Origin of the sequence: Actinobaculum suis (assembly GCF_900618115.1) — a bacterium.
GTDB classification, from domain to species: domain Bacteria; phylum Actinomycetota; class Actinomycetes; order Actinomycetales; family Actinomycetaceae; genus Actinobaculum; species Actinobaculum suis.
This window is the reverse complement of sequence record NZ_UYIO01000001.1, coordinates 768,192-790,044: the sequence shown is the minus strand read 5'-3', so window position 1 is coordinate 790,044 and position 21,853 is coordinate 768,192. Positions and strand designations below refer to the sequence as shown.

The following is a 21,853-nucleotide window of genomic DNA, read 5'->3' as shown; positions in this document are numbered from 1 at the left end:
ATGACGAAGAACTGTTCTAGCCGGCGAGTTTCACGCCGCCTCGCTGCCGTCCAGGGTTCCGCTACGCTCGCTGCGGATGCGCGGGCGAAAGCCATGCTTGCGCAGGGGCGGCCGGTGATTAGTTTTGGGGTGGGCCAACCGAATTTCCCCACCCCCGATTTCGTGGTCCGCGCCGCCCAAGAAGCGGCGGCTGATCCGCGCAATCACGGCTATTCCGCGGGCCCGGGCCTGCCCGAATTGCGCACGGCAATCGCGGCGAAGACGAAGCGTGATAGCGGCGTCGTTATCGATCCGGAAAATATCGTGGTAACCAACGGTGCTAAACAAGCAAATTTCGAAGCTTGGGCAGCGGTACTCGATCCCGGCGACGAAGTTATTTTGCCGGCCCCCTATTGGACCACCTACCCGGAAACCATCAAGTTTTATGGTGGCTTGCCGGTCGAGGTATTTGCGGGTCCGGAAAATGGGTACAAGATTACGGTGGAACAGTTGGAAGCGGTAACGACGCCGCGCACCCGCGCCTTGCTGCTCTGCACGCCGAATAATCCCACCGGGGCGGTGTATAGCGCGGCCGAATTGCGAGAAATTGGGGCTTGGGCGCTACGTCATGACGTTTGGCTAGTAATTGACGAGATTTACGAATACCTGGTGTATGGCGATACGACCATGGCGTATATGCTCGCAGAAGTTCCGGAAATGCAAGAGCGCACGCTCATTATTTCCGGCGTTTCGAAGTCTTATGCAATGACGGGATGGCGTTTGGGCTGGTTGTACGGCCCGGCCGAAGCAATGCAGGCGGTCCGGAACTATCACAGCCACCTCACCGGGAATGTGGCCAATGTGGTGCAACGCGCTGCGATCGCCGCTTTGGAAGGCCCGCGGGACGAGATCGAAAATATGCGCCAGGCTTTTGATCGGCGGCGTTTGCGGCTCGTGGAACTCCTGCGGCAAATCGAGGGCTTCGAGGTGATTGAACCGCAGGGCGCTTTCTATGTTTTCGTGGGCGTGCAAGCCTGGATCGGCCGCCAACTGCGCGGGGTAACGATCACCAGTTCCCAGGTACTGGCCGATTTGCTTTTGGAGCACGCCGAGGTGGCTCTGGTACCCGGGGAAGCTTTTGGGGCGCCCGGTTATCTGCGCTTCTCTTATTCTCTTTCCGATGCTGATCTGGAGGAAGGATGCGCGCGCATTACGAAGCTTTTGCGCACTGCTTTCTAAGTTCCAGCGCAATTTGTTTCTAAGTTCTAGCGCAGCTTGCGGGGTTGGCGCGGATCTACGGGACCGAGGAAAGACTGGGCACGGCGGAGCCAGTTTTCGGCTTCGGTAAGCCGGCCGAGTGCGTCTTCTTCCCAGGGCGTGCCATCCACCCGGGCCGCGCCGGCCACCAAGGAAAGGGTTACCCCCGCGCATCGTGCATACAGCGCCGGCGGGGAAACCCGATATTCCAACATGCGGCAAAAACTTTCCAAATCGTGGCGAATGTGGGGATAGCTCGCCGGAGCCAAATGCGGGAGCACAGACATATGGCCTAATAGGCACGCCCAATCATCCACGCGATAACCCGGGCCCAGGGAATCGACGTCGATAATCCCGGCTTCCAGACGGCCACCTTGCACTCTCCCCCGTGTTCCCTCCTGTATTCTCCCCTGCGGCCGCGTGGACGTTGTGTTTGGAGAGGCGGGGGCAGTAGTTTCGGGAATATTCCGCAAGAAAATATTGGCTTCGTAAAAATCGCCATGTACCGGTTGGAGAGGGCCGGCCGGCACGGTGGAAAGGATTTGCCGCACCCCGTGGGCAACGGCTTCGGCGCGTGAACGGATTTGCGGTAAGGCCGTGGCCGCCGCGTGCGCATAGTGTTCCACCCGATCTGACCACGCCGCACGCCGAGATAGTTGCATCACCGAATCCGGTAGTGCGTCTAGGGTTGCCTCCAAACTATCGAGCACCGCGCGTGCCTGCCCCAGCAGCCCGCGCCCCAACGCATTGGCCAAAGGCTCACCGGCAAGCTGAGAAATCAATACTAAGCCCTGGTCATTTTCTGCGAGCACGCGCGGAGCGGGCACGCCGGCGGCGGTGAGCATATGGTGGCGTTTTGCCAATGATCCCGCGGCCGGCGGTTTGAGCACTTTAGCGAAAGCACCCTTTCCGGCTTCGTCTACCACGCGTACTACCGCGCGGCGGGTAGGCCGGTAGCTTTTGAGTTCGACGCCGACCCGCTTCCCCAACAGTTCACTCATCTTTCGCGGGGAACACGCTACCGCTAAGGCAGGTAATTCTGGATCATAAGGGTATTCCCACAGGGTTACCTGCAGCCCGCCATGCGTCATATGTTTTAGGAAAGGTAAATCCGGGCGGCTTAATTGTGCCGTGGAGGCGCACACATATTTTTCTTCCGTAGCGGTTGCGGTAGCTGCTGCGGAAGGTCCTGCCCCACCCGCGAAATTATTACTCGCACCGGAACGTACGGCCGCCCCTGTTGGAACTTTCGGGAGACCTCTCGCGGCAGTGCCCATACTTGCGCCAGGATTAGCCCCCGCGGCATATCCCACTTCCGCTGTCACTACCACTTGATATCCCACGGTAACGCCTGCACCCGGGCGGTGATGTACAGAGTGGACGGTCCAGCTATGCACGGCACGAGGAGCGTACGCCACGGCGAGCATAGCCCCTGCTTCCCCGCTTGTAAGCAAGGCGAGAGCCTGTGCTTCACCACCGTCCGTTATCGCCATACATATATTGTGCCCCAACTTTCAGAACCGACGTCGATGCCCCGGGGCGCGCCTCCCATTTCTTGCCGCTACCAGGCAATAGAGCATAAATTAGCTCCGCTTTGGTGGGACCGAAGTTTGTACATGTAAGTGTGCATATGCGAGATTCCAGCAGAATTTACAACTCCGCTGGTAACAGATTCGGCGGGCCGGCGCTGGCACATATGGGAAAGCACTGCAGAAACTGGCCGGCAGCATAAGCGGGCCGGCGCTAGCAAAGACAGGCCTGGGCTGGCAAAAATGCGCAGGCACGGCAGAAGCGGACCGACACGGCAGTAATTACCGCCCGCGCCGGCCCGCTTCTGTTAACTATATTTATAGCCTTTTAAGCGCCCTTTTACAGGCCCTTCAGGTTTGCCTGTCCAGTTTCGCTGCCACTATGTAGCTATCTACAAACTGGGCGGCAATTTCGATAGGTCCACCTCCCCGCGGGGTATGTCTTTGTTTATCATTGTCGGCTCGTAGACCATGGGCCCCACCACGAATCCCCGAATAGCCGGCACATCCACTCTCGGAACAGTAAACCACTTCCCACTCGGGGCGTGCAGAACGAAGTCTCCCTCGTTAGCGCTCACGGCAAGATAATCTCCAGCAGATCGCTTTAGCCACCAGAAATCAGATCCCCGCTCACTTTGCAGATCGGTTATCTGCGGTTCGCCGGTTTCCGGAACCACCCACGTAGGGTAGGAAGGACTGGTTGGATATATAGTTTCCGACACGAACAAATGATGCGCAGTAGCAGCTATATCATCAACTCGATTCATTGGTTCTAACCGCGGATCAAGAGGTACAGGCGCCCCAGTTTCACTGTCATACTGACGCAGTATCACTTGATCTGTACCCGGCGTGCCAAGCGCCGTAGTCACTACGGTTCCATTCCACTTGGCGAGGGATCCCGTTACACTTTCCCCAATGTGTTGGATCTCGCCAGTATGAAGGTTGTACCGATCGAGATTGGACTTTTCGCGCTGTGAGTAACCAAACCACAACCAGTCACCATCGAATAAAAATGACTTATAGAGAAAACTGCCATTCTCGAATGCATTACTTTCTGGCGCACTTACAAGCTCAACCGGATCACCACCTGCTTGTAAATCCCATAACCGCACACGGACGGGCTCCGCCGGAGCCAGATTCCCCTCTATGGAAGAAGCAATAACCAGGAAACGACCATTCCCCACTACATGGCAAATTTGATCCATACCTTCCAGCGTTAAGAGTTTCCGCTCGGACCCATCGGCACCATGCCATACAACATCACGCGTTGGAAGCGAAGGAGGTCGCCCTTCACGATCGGCCTTATTTACCTCATCGAGGTTGAAGGGGACCTCGGCCAAAAATCCAGAATCATCAGCCCAAATAACATCTTTATCCGTCATGTTTGGAGCTGCCCAATCAGGACGCTTCTGCACCGCGGAATCCGTATATTGCTCCGGAACTGATACTTCCTGCATCTCATAGATGGGTGCTTCGCGGAAGCGGCGCAACTGCTCCGCACTCAGCTCCGGGGGCGGATTGTATCCATCAACATAGGCTTCGGAGGGGTACGCCGAGGGCGTGGCGCTATGGCCAGTCATATCCGCGTTCTTCTCGCTTTTCGGGTTGCAGGCCGAAAGCCCGAGGCCCAGACACAGCGCCAAACCCAACGATATACTTTTATACACCCCTCGATTTACCATAGAGAACCCCTATATCCCATAACCGCCATATGGCGCACGATCGTCCGGTCTGCCGGATACCCCTTCGGGGAATAGTCCACCCCAGCCGGAATTGACATTTTTACAGCTAGAGGGTGGCCCCTTCGTGAGGTCAGCATTTACCCTGTTCTTAAAGGTCGAAATGTGACTACGAGGAACCGAGGAAAACCGAATTGTTTTACGCATTTTCCATCCTCCCATTCACGGGTGCATGTGACCTTAACCTGGCCCGAGTCTGATCTCAAAAGATTCCGTCACCCTTGACGGCAATGACTCACAAGTCGTGCACCCAACGCGCTACGCGCCACCATTGTGACTTGCAACAATTATTTTACCGTTAGAGAACAGATTTTAACCCGACTTAGTTCTTTGTTACCAAACTGTTACCGCAGATTATTCAGAACCAACCCTCAACGTTAATTTCAGTTCGCCCGCCCATTCCACGTTCCTCCCTGGATAATGCGATGATGGGGAGGTGCGAGATTTACAATTTCTTCCGAAAACCCATCTGCATCTGCATTTCACTGGTTCGATGAGTGTGCCCACGCTGGCGAGTATGGCCCGCGAACAAGGGCGGCGTTTGCCGGAAAACCTCACGGACAATGTGGCCTTGCATGTGCCTGCCGATCAGCGGGGCTGGTTCCGTTTCCAGCGTTCGTACGACGCCGCCCGCGCAGTTGTTCGTTCCGAAGCGTCTATGCGGCGAATCGTACGCGAAGCAGCGGCCGCTGATGCAGCCGAAGGTTCGCGCCGCTTAGAAATCCAGATTGATCCCACGAGTTATGCGCCGTTCGTAGGCGGGATTACTCCGGCTTTGGAAATTGTGCTTGACGAAGCTAAAAAGGCGCAGGCCAGCACCGGCGTGGAGGTGGGAGTGATCGTGGCGGCTTCCCGCATCCGCCACCCGCTGGATGCGCGCACGCTCGCCCGTTTAGCTGCACGCTATGCCGGTGATGGACCGGGCGAAGTGATCGGTTTTGGTCTTTCTAATGATGAGCGGCGCGGCAATGTGGCCGATTGGGGCCCAGCCTTCCGAATTGCGGCCCGTGCGGGTTTGAAATCCGTCCCGCACAGTGGCGAATTGCGCGGCCCGCGGGCAATTCGGGAAACTATCGAATATTTACATCCGGACCGTTTGGGGCATGGCGTGCGCGCGGCGGAAGATCCTGCCCTCCTGGAGCAAATCGTGGCGGCCGGAATCAGTTTGGAAGTGTGCCCGGCGTCGAACATTTCCCTCGGGGTGTACCCAGAAGAAGCGGCAGTACCGCTACGCACTTTGTACGACGCCGGAGCCGAGATCGCCCTGGGCGCCGACGATCCTCTCCTCTTCCTTTCCCGGCTCACTGACCAATACGAAATGGCACGGCGGCTAGGGTTTTCGGATCCGGAACTCGCGGAATTGGCGCGGCGTTCTATTCGGGCCAGCTTCGCTTCCGAAAACTCGAAACGCACCTGGTTGGCCGAGGTCGATGACTGGTTAAAAACGCCGCCAAATACTAAGCCTACCGAGGGCTAAACCCGCCGAAGGATACACCCACCGCAGCACCGAAAACTAGCAGTACAAGGCGTCCGGACTAGGCACCGTGCCACCGCAAGGCACCGCATTATTGCAACGGCTAGCTTTATTGTTGCAACGGCTAGCTTTGTGCGGTGAGCAATGGGCCGTGTAGGCCTTCGCCAATTTTTTTGGCGTCCAACTTGCACCAGTTTCCGCTCGGCAAGTGCAGTGCCATTGTTCCTTCTTCTACCGCGACCGGTAAGTATTCGCCTACCGGTTGCCCGATCTTCCACCCCTCGGGAGCGGGTGAAGCGGCCGGGTCCACATATTTCGCTTCGCCCGTGGCCGGTATTATCCATTGCACATCCCCACTGCCTTCTGAAAGCACGCTTTCGGTAACCACCAGGTATTCTGGGCTTGCTTTGGAACTACGCGCGGAGTTCAGGCCGAGATCATGCGGGGTTGCTACAAAACTACTTACGAAGTTCAGGCCGGCCAGTCTTTCATCCAGGGGAAGCTTTTCTCCACTGCTGGCGTCGAACTGCTGAAGCTTTTCCCCACGAGTTTTGGTTCCCGCCTCGTTTTCGGCGCTTCCGGCGGCATTTGCGGTATTCCCGGTAGGGCCTTGCGCGTCGACCGTGGCCACCACGGTGCCGTTCCAGAAAGCTAGATTCCCGCCGGAGTAGGAAAGACCATCGGCGATATGTTCACGTTCTCCGGTAGATAGTTGCAGGCGGTCCAGGTGGGTACCGTTAGCATCTGAATAGGCGAACCAGAACCAGTCACCAATAAATACCATCGCATCAGCGATATAGTTGCCTCTCTCCCCCGTATCCATGCTGGGTGCATCCACCAGTACTCGCGGCCCTTTCTCCAGCTGTTCTAGATCCCAAAGCTGGAGCCGCAGGGGACTAGCATTTTGTGGTTCCGTTTGCCAGGCCGTATCGGTAATCGCCAAGTAGCGCCCATCCCCGCGCGCGCCTACAATACTGCTCACACCTTCTAAGCTGTAAAGCGTGTGGTTTTCGTGCGCGCTATGCCAAACAACATCGCGCGGTGCCAGTTCGCTGGGTAGAGTAATTTGAGCCGCCGATTTTACTACAACCGCCCAGTCCCGCGGCAAAAACTATGACGCTCACCCACGCTATAAAACCGGTGTATTTCTTGCCCATGGGTAATCACACCTCTCTGTGTTGGGGCGGTCCTATCCCCCGACCCTGATGACAGCGTAACGCCGTCTGTAACCCACCGAGAAGAAAAATGCGATTTCGTTACGGAACTGTAACTGGTACGCCCGCCGCTTTATAGTTCCCCGCCGAGCACCACTGGTTCAGGTTCAAGATGAACACCGAAGCGAGCTTCTACGCCCGCCTGGATTTCGCGCGCCAGGGCGCGAATATCAGCAGCGGTGGCCTGGCCGCGATTGGTCAAGGCGAGAGTGTGGCGCGTGGATAGCCGGGCTTGCCCCTGCCCGTAGCCTTTGCCAAACCCGGCGTGTTCAATCAGCCAGGCCGCAGAGGTTTTCACGAGGCCCGGGTGCACGGGGGCTCCGGTGTTGAAAGTAGTTTTTTCGGTGTCGTGGACTTCGTAACGCGGCGCTGTTTCCGGCAGTTTCGCGGCTTGTGCGGTGGTCATCACCGGGTTCGTGAAGAAACTGCCCAGCGAGTAGGTGTCGCGGTCGGCGTCGTCGAGCACCATGCCTTTCGCCCGGCGCACCTCTAGCACCGCGCTTCGCACCTCGCGCATTGGTACCCGTGCCCCTAGTTCAACACCCAGCGTGGTGGCTAGTTGCTGGTAGCGGATCGGTTCCGAAAGCGCGGAAATACCGGTTTGGAAATCAACGGCGAGCACGATGTAGCGCGGGCTGGGGCCCCACGTACGCAAGGTTTCTTTCAGGAGGGAGTTGCGGTACCCGAAGTTGAGATCGGCAGAAAAGAGGGTGCGGATGTTACCGGTGGCGCGGTCGTAGACTCGCACGCTGGCTACCACGGCCGCAACTTCTTGCCCGTATGCACCAATATTTTGCACGGGCGCTGCACCCACCACACCGGGAATCCCTGAAAGCGCTTCCACTCCGGTCCATTCGCGTTTAATCGCTTCCACCACGAATTCATCCCAAGGCGTGCCGGGGAGCACGCGGAAATTCGCGCCGGCGCAGGCGTTAGCGCTTTGGAGCGTAATACCGCGGCGCATATCACGTACGACGACGCCGTTCCACGGAGCATCGTCGGCGAGCACATTGGAGCCACCCCCTAAAACCAGCACCGGGGTGCCCTGGGCATCGGCTTCGCGTACAGCTTCTACTACTTCCGCTTCGCTATGCGCCGCGCGGACTTCTTGCACCGGCCCGCCCACGCCAATCGTAGTGAGCTCGGCGAAAGTACGCGCACCGGGCCGGATTCGGGTAGATTGCACCGGCGGTACTAGCGGGGTTTGTGCCGCCTGCCCATCCGCGGCGTTCATTTCAGGTTCAGGAATTTCGCACGTCACACCGCCCAGCTTACTCGGTAGCGGGCTGGTTCTGGGGCACAAAAAAGTGGCGGCCTGCTCACTGTTGTTTGTGCGAGCAGTTCGCCACTTTACGGAACTCTGTGGTTCCAAGCTATATTGTTATTTCCGCCTGAACGGTGAAGTATTAGCGGGTTTCGCGGTGCGGCGTGGATGCGTTGCACCGGGCGCAGTACTTCTTCAGCTCCAGCCGATCCGGCGTATTGCGTCGGTTCTTCTTGGTGATGTAATTGCGCTCCTTGCAGTTGGTGCACGCAAGGGTGATCTTCGGGCGCACATCAGCAGACTTGCTCGCCATTTCCTTTGCTCCTCCGAGTTTTCCGACGACTTAGCGACTCTAAATCTTGAGTAGTAGCGGAGGCGGGGATTGAACCCGCGACCTCACGATTATGAGTCGTGCGCTCTGACCATCTGAGCTACCCCGCCGCGTATCACTGCTAGGCAGTGATGGAGCCCCGAGAGAGAATCGAACTCTCGACCTTTTCCTTACCATGGAAACGCTCTGCCGACTGAGCTATCGGGGCTAAGGGATGCTCGCACAAAAACCAGGATTAGCTCCTAGCTTCCGCGCTGGGTATCCCAGGCGCTTTCGCGTCCGTGGCGGGTGTAGGATTCGAACCTACGAAGCGTAACGCATCTGATTTACAGTCAGGTCCCTTTGGCCGCTCGGGAAACCCGCCATGTGCTCCGTACTCCCGGAGGCACCAGATGAGAGTACCAGGCCCTCCCCCACCCCTGTCAAACTATTTACCCCTTACGTGGCGAGCTACACTTTTTCGCAATCCCGGCCGCCGCCGGCCGGCCCGGCCCGGCGGCGCCACACGAGCTGACACAACGGTACAGCCCGGGCTTGTGCCCAACAGCATCCGGATCACCTCCGGCAATCACGCACGAGCTTGTACCAAGTGGCGCACGGGCTAACACACGGGCTTGTACCAAGTGGTGCCCGGGTTTACAGCCCGGGCACCACTTCGCGGCCTTGCCACCAACCCCTTAGAGCACGCACCTGCAGTCCTTAGAGCACGCACCTGCAGCCCTAGGGAAGGCCGCCACTGGCAACACACCCAACGTCGCAACAGGGCAAGCGCTCGCAGCCCTTAAGGAAGGTGCTTGCAGCCTTTAGGGCAAGCGCTTGATCCACTCTTCGGTGGAGAACTTGGTGCGGTAACGCTCTTCCGCAATGGCGATATCTTCCGCAGTGATTTCACCCTCGGTAGCGCCGTAGCGTTCCTTGAAGGTTTCGATGAATACCTTGATGATCTCATCGCGGGGCATGCCGGTTTGGGATTTCATCGGATCAACACGCTTGTTGGCGGAGCGATGCCCACGGTTTTTCTTATTGGCATCGCCCATGTTCAACACGTCCATCATTTTGTCGGTGTCGATGTCATAAGCCATCGTGACGTGATGGACCATGTACCCGGTGGCGAAATGCTTTTGGGCTGCTCCCCCGATCTTGCCTTTATCGGAAGCAATATCGTTGAGCGGCACGTACTTGGCATTCACGCCCACGCGGGCAAGTGCTTCGATTACCCAGGCATCCAAGAACGGGTAGGACTGTTGGAAGCTCATGCCATCTACCAGGGCGGTGGGGACCACTAGCGAATAGGTGATGCAGTTACCCGGCTCCATAAACATGGTGCCACCACCGGTTATCCGCCGGCCGACCGTGATCCCCCACTTGTCCACCCCGGCCTGGTTTATCTCATTGGAATATGACTGGTACGAGCCCATCACCACGAGGGGCCGATCCCATTCCCAAATCCGCATGAAGGGCTTGTGTTTGCCCGCCGCTACGGCTTCGGGCAAGGTTTCGTCCATGGTCATATTGAGCACGGGATGGATGACCGGGGTGTGGATCACCTCGAAATCAATATCGTGCCAGTCCAGAGCTTGGCCCAAAGCGCGGCGTACTGCCGTGGCCACCCCGAGCGGGGTGAGGCCAAAGAGATTATCGGAAGGTAAAACCGCGGCCTGCACGGCTTCTTGGATACCCGCCGAATTGGTGTCCGCCGGGAGCCCTTCCACCGCTGCGGTAATCCGCCACAGTGCCGAATCCGGTTCCAGGAAGAAATCTCCCGAAATCCTCACATTGCGCATGTGGCCATCGATCACATCCAGATCGACGATCACCATCTTTTGACCGAGCTCTTTATACTCGCCATGCATTAGAAAACCTTTCCATCATTATTTTTCGCCGCGCGCGATGGCCGTCATGGTTTCGCGGTCCACAACCTTGGTGCGGGCCCGCCCCTTCGCTTCGCCCAACTGCGCTTCGTACGCATCAAGTTTTTCCCACCCTTCCCGGGTGGTCCAGCGAACGCCACGCTTGCGAAGCAGATTGAGAATACCCTCACCCCCGTCTCCGGCGCCCGTAGCCTTCACCTTGCCCGCCTCGATATCTTCCGTGAGGCAAGTGATGGTTTCCTTCGCATCCGATTTGGTGGAACCAATCAATCCCACCGGGCCGCGCTTCACCCACCCGGTCACGTAGTAGCCAGGCAGGGCAGCGCCGTCGTGCATGATCCGCCCCGCCGCGTTGGGAATAACCTTTTCTGTTTCATCCCAGGGCAGGCCCGGAACCTGCGCGGAAGCATAGCCAATCGCCCGGTAAACCGCTTGTACCGGATAGTCCACAAATTCCCCGGTGCCTGTTACTTGGCCATCGCCGCGCAAACGGTTTTTCTCCACCCGGATTCCTTCTACCTTGCCGTCCCCGTAGATCTCCGTGGGAGCGGAAAGCAAGTGGATAATTACCTGGCGCGGTGCTTCGTTCTCTGCCGGTTCGGCTTGCACCAACTTTTCGAGTTCTTCTACGACCTGCCGCTGCATGCGATCTGTTTCGACCGTCTTCGTAGAGGCGGCGTCGTACTGCATATCTTCCGGTACTACCCGCACCTCCACTCCGTCACAAGCCGCCAATTCGCGCAATTCCTGGAGTGAGAACTTGACCTGCGCAGGCCCGCGCCGGCCGAAAATATGTACCTTACGCACCTGGTTTTCCTGCAACCCAGCTTCCACATTCGGCGGGATATCCGTGCTTTCCAGGGCTTGCGGATCTTTCACTAACATGCGTGTAATATCCAGGGCCACATTACCGACGCCGACAACCGCGATTTCTTGAGCGGAAAGGTCCCAGGTGCGCGGGTGGTCCGGGTGGCCGTCATACCAGGACACAAAGTCCGCGCCGCCCACGCTACCCGGCAGGTCCTCGCCCGGGATTCCCAAGCTGCGGTCAGCATTAGCACCCGTGGCTACAATCACCGCGTCATAGTGTTCATGCAGTTCCGCCACGGTTACGTGTTCGCCGATTTTCACGTTGCCAAAGAAGCGGAGATTATCCTGCTTGAGCACGTTGTGAAGCGCATTGGTAATGGAGCGGATATACGGGTGGTCTGGGGCCACCCCATACCGCACCAGGCCATACGGAGCAGGGAGCTCATCAAAAATATCAATGCTCACCTTATGTTCCGTTTTTAGCAAAAGATCGGCCGCGTAAATTCCGGCCGGCCCAGCGCCGATAATGACCACCTGAAGTGAATCACTCATGTTTTCCTTTCCTTGTTTTCCTTCCCCGATTCTACGAAAGCTCAGCTTTCTGCACAGTTTCTCTCGCCTGGCAAAAACCGCCGGTGCGGCAGCCCAGCTTGTGCGGCAGCCCAGCTTGTGCGACAGCCCAGCTTGTGCGACAGCCCAGCTTGTGCGGCAGTCCGGCTGGCGCACGCCTCGCCGCCACACCGCCGCCCGCCTATATGCGTTGCGGGCCCGCACTCGGATCCCTATGTACGTGCGTTATTGCGCTGTACATGAGTAATCGTTATGAGTGCGGGCCCGCAATTAGAGTTTTGTTTAGGCCTGCGTTACGGTATCGAGGCGAATAATGCCATAAGTCCAGCCGTGGCGGCGGTATACCGCGCAAGGCTGCTTGGTTTCCTTATCGATGAAGATGAAGAAGGGGTGCCCCACCATCTCCATCTGGTACAAAGCTTCATCTACCGTGATTGGTTCGGCCTCATAAAGCTTATCTCGCACGATCACCGGCGAATCGCCAAGCTGGCTTTCCACCGTTTCTCCCAAATGGGTAGGTGCGTGGCGTGCTTCTTCCGGGTGTTCCTCTTCCGCATCCGGTTTCACGTTTACATCTTCCGGACGCAGATTCAGCGGCTCGACTTCCTGGGGCTTACCACCCCGGCGATGGTCCTTCTTCCGATCGCGAGCGCGCCGTAAGCGTTCAAAAAGCTTGGAGGATGCCAGATCAAGCGCTGAATATTGATCCGCCGCTGAGGCTTCGCCGCGAATTACCGGCCCTTTGTCATGTACGGTAATCTCTACCGTTTTGGCGGTATCGGCTTGGGCGGGATTGTTTTCCTTGGTTATTACCACTTCAACGCGTTGTGCTCGTGGTGCAAACAGTTCAACCTTTGAAAGCTTATTTTCAACATGTTCGCGGAAGCGATCCGAAACTTCACTGTTTCTGCCTGTAACAACGATTTCCACGATATCCTCCTGGTTTTCGAGTGGCCATGCGGCCCCTTTTTCTTTCCGCTTCTCAGGCGTTAGGGAGATGTACACCTCCTCACTTTCCAGGACGTTCAGGTTCCCGTAACTTTCGGGTTGCCTTAATTGTAGGCGATATCACCTGCTGGTGCGATTAGTTTTACGCCGCCACCAGCGTAATTACTGTTTTGACAAAGATACTAAGTGTGCTACTTAGGCTGCTGCCTGTGGAAGTATTTCTGCCGGCGCGGATCCGGAGCTACCGCTAACGTGATAGCCCCCACTACCTCCAGTTTTAGGTGCGGAGTGTTGCGGTAGGTTTCCAGTGCGTCCGCACACCCGGCTAAAGTTGCTCCGGTAGTTACCACGTCATCTATCAGTACGACGCCGTACCGGCCGCTTTTCTTCGGGGTATCTTGCTTACCTGCGAGCTTGAGGCTGAGCCGGGCCAGGTGGTTTTCCCGCACATAAATATTTCGGGCTTTGGCACCGCGCCGGCCCACGGATTGCGGGCCGCGCGCCGAACTGGCAGCAAATAAGGCCGGGATTGCTTCGGCCAGCCGGCCCCATTTCAATGCCGGGCCCCGCTGCAAGGCAGTAACGGGCCCGGGCAAGATACGGCTTTGGGCAGATACCTGAGTTTGGGAAGGTAGCTGAGTTTGCGCGTGCGGGACGGTCTGGGTTTTCCGCCGGGTACGAGCCAGTAGCTGGGATTGGGCTAGCACTTGGCAACTTGCGGCGGAAACGGCCAGAGTTTTGGCGCTCTGGGTGGCGGCTTCGGCCAGTAGGCCGGCAACGAATCTGCCTTCGAAGGTACGGCGCCACCGGGAAGGTGCGGGCACAAACAATATCGGCCCGGCCGGGTTTGCGCTTGCCGGGGTCGGGGCGGCCAAAGCTGGGTCTGCCAAAGCCAGGTCTGCCAAAGCCAGGTCTGCCAAAGCCGGGGCTGCCGGGCCGGTTGTAAACTGCCCTACCGGTTCTGCGACGTTTCCGAGCGGCGTATCTGCCCGGCCGCTCCCCGGGCGCGGTGCAAGTTTCATTTCGGCCAGGAATTTGGGCAGGTGGCGCTGGCATATCCCGGCGAAAACCGCGGCCATGGCAGCGTGCAGGCGGGAGTCATTCGTGTTTTTCCAGCGGATGATGGCGCGGCGGGCCCGGCCCGTATATTCTGCCGCGGCAAAAACCGGAAATCTTTCCGCGATATCACCATTGGCTTCCACGCGCATGAGGTAGGGAGCGCGTTCGGTAGCTCGAATTGGGCCGCTCATGAAACTTTCTTGGCAGGCTCGGCACAGGGTTTCGTCTTCTGCCCCGCAGCCGGCACACCAGCGGGGAAAGAAGAGGTCTGCGATATCTTCGAAAATTGCCATGCGGCTACTGTGCCAGGGCACAGGTTGCCCGCCAAGCTCGCATCCACAACCCACCGCAGAGCCGTTTCCACAGGCCGGCAGATACATATTTTCCCGGCCGGCAAGGGCTGGTTTTCCAGGTAGCCGGGGCCTGCCGGTACTGCATTTCGTACCGCCTATGCGGCTTATGCATTTCTCAGGCCAGCCGGAGCCACCCGCTTATCCGGGGTAGGCGATGTCTTCTACGCCTGTGGCGATGGTGCGCCAGGCTCCCGCATTGCGGGAAACCGCGATTCCCCCTTCGGTTATGAGTGTGACGGACTGGCCTGACCGCCCGGCGGTGAGCCGGGCGGCGCCGTCGTACACGGTGGCGAGGCGAGTCATTGGACCGCCGATCAGCACCTGGTAGATGGAGGTATCGGCACCGGCGGAGGCGCGGCCGAGCACCGCAAGTTCGGTGGAAGAGATCCACGCGATCGAATTGGCATCGGATAGTCTTTGCCCCACTTGGATCGGTTCTCCAAGGGCCTTTGGAGTATGCGAATCGTCGCGCGTGATTGCCGCAATGTAGAGCATCATGGTGCCGGCGCTTTCGGCAAGGACGGCGAGGCGCGAACCCTCTCGGGATACCCGCAAGTCACGGATGGTGGCGCCTTTTAGCCAGGCGCTTGGGAGGGACACCCAGCGGCCGTCAGCGGTGGCAACTTCCAGGTTGCCCCCATTGGTCTGTTCGCTGGACCACACCCAGTTGTAATGGTCAATAGAAGGGGCTACGAGCCGATTACCGGTAAACACGGAAACCACGCCGCGGGTTTTACTGTCTACGATGTCGATCGTTTGCCCGCCGCGCGAAAGCCCCGCATAGATAGGTTTGGAATCTTCGTAGGAGACGGCGATTCTCTCAAAATCGACCATCTGTTCCAGCTCGGGGGAAAGCGCGGAAATCGTGCGATCCTTTTCCACATAGCGAGGTTTGCCCTTCTGGAGAGTGGTTATCGGATAGCTGCCAAAGGGAAAAACTTCCGGGCGGGGAATCGTTCCCACATCGAGTTCCATACCCATGGCAGTTACCTTCACCGCCTGGATTTCCGAATCCGCTGCGGTAAGCGTTTCTTGGATTTGGGCGACGGCTAAGGCCTGGTTGGAGATCGATTCGGTAAGGATTTCCGCGGTTAGATCCACCGTCATCGTGGTGTCTTTTACGGTAGGTGCACCATTGAGTTGGGTGCCGCGCGGGATCGCCGAATGGGCAGCATCTTTCAGCCATCCTGTGGGACCGGCAAACAGGCCCTGCAGTGCTGAAGTGGTGAAAGTAGCACGCGGATACCAGCGCAAATCTGCGATCGCATAGTGAGAGGTACGGTCGAGGAAATACAGCGGCGTGGCCACAAAACTTTGCGAAAAGAAATGCTCAGACATAATCGTGCCGTCGTCGAGCCGGGAAATCCGCCACTGCCCGTCCGCGTTGCGCTCCAGACCGAACTCGCTATTGATCACCGCGTCTACGGAAGATTCCTGGTATTGGCCATTTTCCGTTAAGGTTCCCACCGAGGTGAGAGACAATTTCACCGTAGCGGTACTCACCTCCCCGGAGTTTTCTGCGGGCGCGCTGCTTTTGTCCCCTTTATCACCAGGGGTATCCCCCGCGTTATTGCTGGTTTTCACACCTGCCTCACCGCCGGGTTTCACGCCTGCTACCTCACCGCCGGTTTTTACGCCTGGGTTATCAGCTGACGCAGCTTCGGACTGGGCAGCATCCGCATTTCCAGTGCTCGGCTGGGCGGCGCCCGACTGCGCGGTACCAGATTGTGCGGTACCAGGCTGCGCGGCACCGGGTTGCGCAGCACCAGGCTGCGCGCTAGTACCTTTAACTTCGGTGGGGTCTACGTTCTGGTTATCCGGGTAGACCCGCACTTGGCTACGCGGATTCCAGTGCGAAGCTGCATCATCGGTCAAGAACTGCCGGGCTACCGCGTATTCGCCATCCGTTCCCGCACCAGCCGCGAGGATAAAGCCTTGCACTATTTCTTCCGGGGAGGCATCGGTTACCGGCGGGGCTGCCCCCAGGGAGACGGAACTATCCTGCGTAGGCGAAGGGCTAACCACTTCTACGCTGCCACTGCGCGGCAAGGTACCACATCCGGTCAAAGCCAAAGCGCTTACCACGAGTACGCCAAGCAGGCGTTTCATTCTTCCTCCCTCCGATCCGGAGCCGGACCGCGTACCGCATCCTGCCGGCCAGCTTCCGGCGCGGCCTGTTCGGGTGCCACTCCTCCCGGCGCGGCCTGTTCCGGTGCCACTCCTCCCGGCGCGGCCTGTTCCGGTGCCACTCCTTCCGGTGCTAGTCCTTCCGGTGCCATCCCTTCAGGCGGCAGGGCTTCCAAGAGAAGCACCGGTGCCGGGGCCTGCGGTGCCGAGGCCGGAGCTTGCGGTGCCGCAGCCGGGACCTCCGGTGCCGGGGCCGGCTCCGGTAGCGGGGCCCCATAAATCTCGCCCGCGGGGGCCGGCCAGGGCTCAGCAGCCGCGACCTGCAGTTCTAACACGGGCGCCCAACTGGCGTGCTGTTCGCGGGGCACGGTGAGCAAGAAAGTGGACCCCACGCCCGGTTCCCCAATTGCTTGCAGGCGGCCATTATGTAAAAGCGCATCTTCCCGGGCGATAGTTAGGCCCAGGCCCGTGCCGCCCGATTTGCGGACCCGGGAAGTATCGGCCCGCCAGAAACGGTCAAAAACGTGGCTGGCTTGTTCTTTTGAAAGCCCAATGCCACGATCCGAAACTTCTACGGCTACCGCCGTGGGCCCACCGGCCACGCGTACCCGCACCGGGCCGCCTTCCGCGTGTTCAATCGCGTTGACCACCAGGTTGCGAATAATACGTTCAATGCGCCGCGCATCCACCTTCGCGTGCGGATCACCTTCTTCCACAATCTGCACCCGCACCCCATTGTCAATGGCGAGCGGGACTTGCGATTCCACCACCTTGCGAGCAATTTCCGTAAGGTTTGCCCGGGTTGCGCTCAGTTTCATGCCACCGGCGTCGTACCGGGATATCTCCAACAGATCCGAAAGCATCGTATCGAGGTTAATAAGCTGGTCGTGTTGGAGTTCGGCGGTGCGCCGCAAGCTATCTGGCAGTTCGTGGCGTTTATCGTAAATAAGCTGGCCGGCCATGCGGATCGTGGTGACGGGCGTACGTAGTTCGTGGGAAACTGCGGAAACAAAGTTTTGTTGCACGCGCGAAAGCCGTTCCAAACGGGTGAACTGGTCGTCGATAGATTCCGCCATCTGGTTGAAAGAACGGCCCAGTTGCGCGATTTCGTCTTCCCCTTCTTCCGGCATTCGCACGTCAAAGACGCCGGCCGCCACGCGCCGCGCGTTTTGCGAAGCTTCTCGCACCGGGCGCAATACGAAACGCACCACTACCACGCAGGAGATCAGCACAATAAGTAGCATTACCACGGTCGCGGTAGTGAGAATCCGCGTGACCATGCGGGCCGTATCTTCCTGGTTTTGCAAAGAGTAGAGAATATAAAACTCGTAGTTACCAGCATTGGGCAGGCGTACGGGAGCCCCAACCACGATTCCCGGCGAGCTTTCCCCCTTTTCCCCCGGTTTTGGAATCGCCACCGGCTGGTAGTACACACCATCGCCTTTCGGTACGGAAGTGCGCATTTCTTTGCTGATTAGTTCGCCGATTGCGGGTGCCTGAGTGGCAACTTCCGCCACTTCGTAAGTACCGGTAGTTTGCCCCGGGGTACGTAAAAGTGCCGCGCCGACGACGCCGATTTGCGCGTCGTACTGGGAGCGGACCAAAGCGGTGGCGATTTGCTGGAGTTGCCCCGAGGTGGGCGCCGATTGCGCATCAAAAGTAGATTGGGCCTGCGCGCGTGTGGATTCGAATTGTTCCGTGGAAGATTTTACCGCGCCGCTATATAAACGGTCTCGGGTTTGGTTGGCAACGGCCGCACCGGTTAAAGCTGCCGTCAAGCCTCCCACGAGCAATACTGTGACCACCACGCGGGCGATCATACTTCCGCGCCAATGTTCGGCAAGCTCCAGTAGGATTCGGCGTACTCGGCTTCCAAATCCGGAGTACACGCCAGAATCAGTGAATACGCGGATCACCGGGCCTCTGCCCTCGCGGAGTTTTGGTTACTATCCTGCACAGACCCGGCCCGGTATCCCACCCCGCGCACAGTAATCACCACCTGCGGATGGTCCGGATCTTTTTCCACCTTGGAACGCAAACGTTGGATATGCACGTTGACCAGGCGTGTATCAGCATTCTGATGCCGGTAACCCCAAACCTGTTCGAGCAGTTCCTCGCGTGAAAACACCTGGTAGGGCTTGCGCGCCATGCAGGCCAAAAGATCAAATTCGAGCGGAGTGAGCCGCAAATCTTCGCCATCGCGGAGCACCTGGTGAGCACGCAGATCAATGGTGAGGTCCGCAACGCGCAAAATATCGGCTTCGGGTTCCTGGCGCCGCAGACGCGCTTTAATACGTGCCAAAAGCACCGCGTTTTCGAAAGGCTTGGTCACGTAATCGTCGGCGCCAGCTTCCAGCCCGGCAATCACATCCACCGAATCAGTAAGCGCGCTCATCATAATGATGGGTACATCGGATTCTTCCCGCAGTTGCTTGGCTACTTCCACCCCGCTCAGCCCTGGCAACATCACATCCAAGAGCACAAGGTCGGGATGTTCGGCACGGAAAATCGGGAGCACATTATTGCCTGCGGCACACACTGTTACCGCATAGCCTTCCGATTCCAGCAAAATGGCCACCATTTCCGAAATGCCCGGATCATCATCAACCACGAGAATGCGCGTACTCATAAACATATCTTTTCATGAAATTCGCACTTTTTCTCCGGACCGCGCCGCAATGCACCGCGCGTAGCCGCGCGCGGCCACGCGGTGTATCTACTTGCGGCCCTTGCGGCCTTTTTTCCAGGCTTCCATAATTCCCGGAGCATTTTCCGCCGCATTTTTCGGCGCGCTTTCCAGTGCACGTTCCAGAGTAATCTCCCGTGCACTTTCTGGTGCGCTCGGGGCACTAGTGGCACTATTTCCGGAACCGGCGGTGGAAGCAGAATATGGCGCCCTGCCCACGCGCAGCCCCGAACCGGATTCTGGCGCGCTGGCAGCCACCGGCGCGGAGCCAGCCACCGGCGCGGAAGCAGATTCGGGAGCGGAAACGGCGTCGGGCACCACCCGCAGATTCGGGCGGCGGCGTTCGTTCCCGTAACCAGTTTTCCAATTGGGCACATCGCTGGCCCGGCGCGCGCGCCTATCGGCCTGTTCGGGAGCGGGAGCTTCGCGCTGCGAAGTTTCCCGGATGGCATCCGCCAGCGCCATAAGGTCAGATTCGGAAGGCGGGGCCGGTTCAAATTCGGTGCGCAAACGAATCATTTGCCACCCGCGCGGTACCGTTACGGCTTCTGCGTGCCGCGCGCACAAGTCAAGACCGCCCGGAGTCGGCTTTGGAGAGAGCGGTCCAATAACGGCGGTCGCATCCGCATACCCATAGGTCATGGTTGCAACCGCTGCATTCTCGCATCCCACTCGGGAGCACTTCCGTACGTGGCTCACGCCAAGCAACGGTACCACGGCTGGCGCGGCTCGGCCGCAGACAAACCGCCCGCCCAGCACACAAACCGCCTGCCACCCAAAGACCAACCGCCCGCCACTCAGAGACAAACCTCCCGCATAGAAAACAAACCGCCCGCCCAGCACACAAACCGCTCGCACGGCGGTTCGCGAAGCCGCGGCCGCGGCACAGCTAGGATGGGCGGCATGTCAGAAATCTTTCCGCTCCGCTCCCAAGGCCGGCGGCGCGATCGGCACGGGCGCGGGATCCGCGGCCCCTTCCTACCTTTCACTTTGCCGGCCTGGCGTACCCGGGCGGAAAAGTTCGACGACGTTATCGCCTACGAACTTGCCACTTACCGCATGGTGCTCGGGGAAAAAATGGACGGCCTGGATTTTGGGATCCTCGACGTGCCGAGCGAAGATCCGGCCCCTTGGGAAGATGGGATTCCCCTCGCCCGCTATCTACCTTTTGAGCCAGGCGGGGAAATCACCGGACGGCTTATTTTCTATCGGCTCGCTATTTTGCAAAGCGCCCGCCGCGCCCCCGACTGCCACCTCTTCATTCATCAAGTAGTAACGCAGCAACTTGCCAGCGCCCTGGGCGAATTTCCCGAGGATATCGACTTCCTCCTGCGCTAAAAAGCCGCGCTGCGCTGATCCCTAACGAAGCACCTTTATGGGAGAATAAGAACTATCGGCCACCATTTCAAAGGAGAATCTTATGGCAAAGAAAATTATCCTCGACTGCGATCCCGGGCATGATGATGCGATTGCGCTCATGCTTGCGGCCGGAAATCCGGAAATTGAATTGCTCGCGGTAACCACGATTGGCGGCAACGCGGAACTGCATCGCACCACGCGCAACGCCCAAGGCGTGATGGCCATGGCACAAATCACGGATGTGCCGATTGCGGCCGGATGTGCCGGCCCACTCCTGCGCAATATTGAAATTGCCCCCGATGTACACGGCGAATCCGGGCTAGACGGCGTCGAACTTCCCGCACCTCTCACGGAACTGGACCCGCGCCACGGCGTCGACCTCATTATTGACACGATTATGGAAAACGAACCGGGCACCGTAACCCTGGTACCCACCGGGCCGCTAACCAATATTGCGATGGCGCTCCGCAAGGAACCGCGCATTATCGACCGCGTGAAAGAAGTCGTGCTCATGGGCGGCGGCGTGCACGTGGGGAACTGGTCGGCCGTAGCGGAGTTCAACATCAAGGTTGATCCGGAAGCAGCTGCGGTAGTGTTCGACGCCGGTTGGAAGGTAACCATGATCGGCTTGGACGTAACCCATAAGGCACTGGCAACCGATGAGGTTTGCGCCCGGATCCGCGCTTTGGATACGCCCCTCTCCGAGTTTGTGCTCGGGCTTTTCGATTTCTTCCGGCAGGCCTACAAAGATTCCCAAGGTTTCGACTACCCGCCCGTGCATGATCCGGTAGCCGTAGCCGCCGTGATTGACCCGAGCGTAGTGACCACGGTGAAGGCCCCGATTCATGTGGAAACCAAAGGTGAGCATACCCTTGGCATGACGGTAACCGAACTGCGTTACGGACACATTCCAGAAGACTGCCCCACCCAGGCAGCAATGGACCTGGACTTCGACAAGTTCTGGGATATGACCATTGATGCAATCGATCGGCTGGGCCAGAAAACCGCGGCCAACTAAGCTCGGCGCGCGCTCGCGGCCGGTGGCTCAAACCGGTGTCTAAAGCCGGCGCTCGTGCCCGCACCCGCAGCCGCCCGCTAAAGCCTCACATGTAGACGGTTTGTTCATCGTCCGCTGTTTGTTGCTTTATAGCGTCGTTTCTCTATCGCCATGCCCGGGTACAGATTTTCTTGCCCGGGCATGGTGTATATCCGCTTTTGCACCGGCAATGGCACGAGCATTCGCACCGACATTAGCACCGGCATTTGCACCGGCTTCTATGCCC

General features: G+C 58.5%; 17 protein-coding genes, 3 tRNA genes and 1 pseudogene. 4 read left to right on the top strand and 17 right to left on the bottom strand.

The annotated features are described in order from the left end of the window. Positions 1–1,218: a pyridoxal phosphate-dependent aminotransferase gene (locus tag H8274_RS03145; RefSeq protein WP_185933814.1), complete on the top strand. Its 1,218-nt coding sequence runs from the start codon at positions 1–3 to the stop codon at positions 1,216–1,218. 26 nt (positions 1,219–1,244) lie between these two features. Here H8274_RS03145 and H8274_RS03140 read toward each other — a convergent pair whose 3' ends face one another. Continuing rightward, entirely contained in the window at positions 1,245–2,729 is a 1,485-nt protein-coding gene (locus H8274_RS03140; RefSeq protein WP_185933813.1) for a phosphotransferase, read from the bottom strand. Positions 2,730–3,157: 428 nt separating this feature from the next. After that, positions 3,158–4,414: a hypothetical protein gene (locus tag H8274_RS03135; protein ID WP_185933812.1), complete on the bottom strand. Its 1,257-nt coding sequence runs from the start codon at positions 4,412–4,414 to the stop codon at positions 3,158–3,160. A gap of 526 nt (positions 4,415–4,940) precedes the next feature. Between H8274_RS03135 and H8274_RS03130 the strand changes: the two genes are divergently transcribed. After that, entirely contained in the window at positions 4,941–5,981 is a 1,041-nt protein-coding gene (locus H8274_RS03130; protein WP_185933811.1) for an adenosine deaminase, read from the top strand. A gap of 121 nt (positions 5,982–6,102) precedes the next feature. Here H8274_RS03130 and H8274_RS03125 read toward each other — a convergent pair whose 3' ends face one another. The 15 genes and pseudogenes from H8274_RS03125 to H8274_RS09905 form a co-directional block, all read right to left on the bottom strand. Beyond that, positions 6,103–6,960 (bottom strand): hypothetical protein, encoded by an 858-nt coding sequence (locus H8274_RS03125; protein WP_185933810.1) that lies wholly within the window; start codon positions 6,958–6,960, stop codon positions 6,103–6,105. A gap of 305 nt (positions 6,961–7,265) precedes the next feature. Next, on the bottom strand, positions 7,266–8,453 hold the full coding sequence (locus H8274_RS03120; protein WP_231583141.1) for a UDP-N-acetylmuramate dehydrogenase: 1,188 nt from the start codon (positions 8,451–8,453) through the stop codon (positions 7,266–7,268). A 145-nt stretch (positions 8,454–8,598) separates the two neighbouring features. Beyond that, positions 8,599–8,769, bottom strand: coding sequence for a 50S ribosomal protein L33 (gene rpmG, locus H8274_RS03115; protein ID WP_049619935.1), 171 nt, complete (start codon positions 8,767–8,769; stop codon positions 8,599–8,601). Between the two features lie 54 nt (positions 8,770–8,823). Beyond that, positions 8,824–8,897, bottom strand: a tRNA-Met gene (locus tag H8274_RS03110). A 22-nt stretch (positions 8,898–8,919) separates the two neighbouring features. Further along, a tRNA-Thr gene (locus H8274_RS03105) sits at positions 8,920–8,995 on the bottom strand. A gap of 74 nt (positions 8,996–9,069) precedes the next feature. Beyond that, a tRNA-Tyr gene (locus H8274_RS03100) sits at positions 9,070–9,151 on the bottom strand. Between the two features lie 439 nt (positions 9,152–9,590). Then, positions 9,591–10,640, bottom strand: coding sequence for a lipoate-protein ligase small subunit (locus tag H8274_RS03095; RefSeq protein ID WP_049619934.1), 1,050 nt, complete (start codon positions 10,638–10,640; stop codon positions 9,591–9,593). A gap of 18 nt (positions 10,641–10,658) precedes the next feature. Continuing rightward, a complete protein-coding gene (locus H8274_RS03090) occupies positions 10,659–12,020 on the bottom strand; it encodes an FAD-dependent oxidoreductase (RefSeq protein WP_185933809.1) in 1,362 nt (453 codons plus the stop codon). A 300-nt stretch (positions 12,021–12,320) separates the two neighbouring features. Continuing rightward, a complete protein-coding gene (hpf, locus tag H8274_RS03085; protein WP_049619947.1) occupies positions 12,321–12,968 on the bottom strand; it encodes a ribosome hibernation-promoting factor, HPF/YfiA family in 648 nt (215 codons plus the stop codon). A gap of 209 nt (positions 12,969–13,177) precedes the next feature. Then, positions 13,178–14,338, bottom strand: coding sequence for a hypothetical protein (locus H8274_RS03080; RefSeq protein ID WP_185933808.1), 1,161 nt, complete (start codon positions 14,336–14,338; stop codon positions 13,178–13,180). A gap of 198 nt (positions 14,339–14,536) precedes the next feature. Then, a complete protein-coding gene (locus H8274_RS09995) occupies positions 14,537–15,982 on the bottom strand; it encodes an LpqB family beta-propeller domain-containing protein (RefSeq protein WP_476692236.1) in 1,446 nt (481 codons plus the stop codon). A gap of 216 nt (positions 15,983–16,198) precedes the next feature. Next, a pseudogene (locus H8274_RS10080) lies at positions 16,199–16,507 on the bottom strand (LpqB family beta-propeller domain-containing protein); the annotation flags it as partial. After that, complete coding sequence (gene mtrB / locus H8274_RS03070; RefSeq protein ID WP_276330082.1) at positions 16,504–18,345, bottom strand: MtrAB system histidine kinase MtrB; 1,842 nt, start codon at positions 18,343–18,345, stop codon at positions 16,504–16,506. The pseudogene H8274_RS10080 and the gene mtrB, both read right to left, overlap by 4 nt. A 92-nt stretch (positions 18,346–18,437) precedes the next feature. Further along, positions 18,438–19,154, bottom strand: coding sequence for an MtrAB system response regulator MtrA (mtrA, locus tag H8274_RS03065; protein WP_049619945.1), 717 nt, complete (start codon positions 19,152–19,154; stop codon positions 18,438–18,440). A gap of 87 nt (positions 19,155–19,241) precedes the next feature. Beyond that, positions 19,242–19,910 (bottom strand): DUF3499 family protein, encoded by a 669-nt coding sequence (locus tag H8274_RS09905; RefSeq protein ID WP_185933805.1) that lies wholly within the window; start codon positions 19,908–19,910, stop codon positions 19,242–19,244. A 204-nt stretch (positions 19,911–20,114) separates the two neighbouring features. Here H8274_RS09905 and H8274_RS03055 point away from each other — a divergent pair, with 204 nt between their 5' ends. Together H8274_RS03055 and uriH are read left to right on the top strand one after the other, a co-directional pair. Then, on the top strand, positions 20,115–20,549 hold the full coding sequence (locus H8274_RS03055) for a metallopeptidase family protein (protein ID WP_049619930.1): 435 nt from the start codon (positions 20,115–20,117) through the stop codon (positions 20,547–20,549). Between the two features lie 82 nt (positions 20,550–20,631). Next, a complete protein-coding gene (gene uriH / locus H8274_RS03050) occupies positions 20,632–21,588 on the top strand; it encodes a uridine-preferring nucleoside hydrolase UriH (protein WP_049619929.1) in 957 nt (318 codons plus the stop codon). The last annotated feature ends 265 nt before the right edge of the window (positions 21,589–21,853 follow it).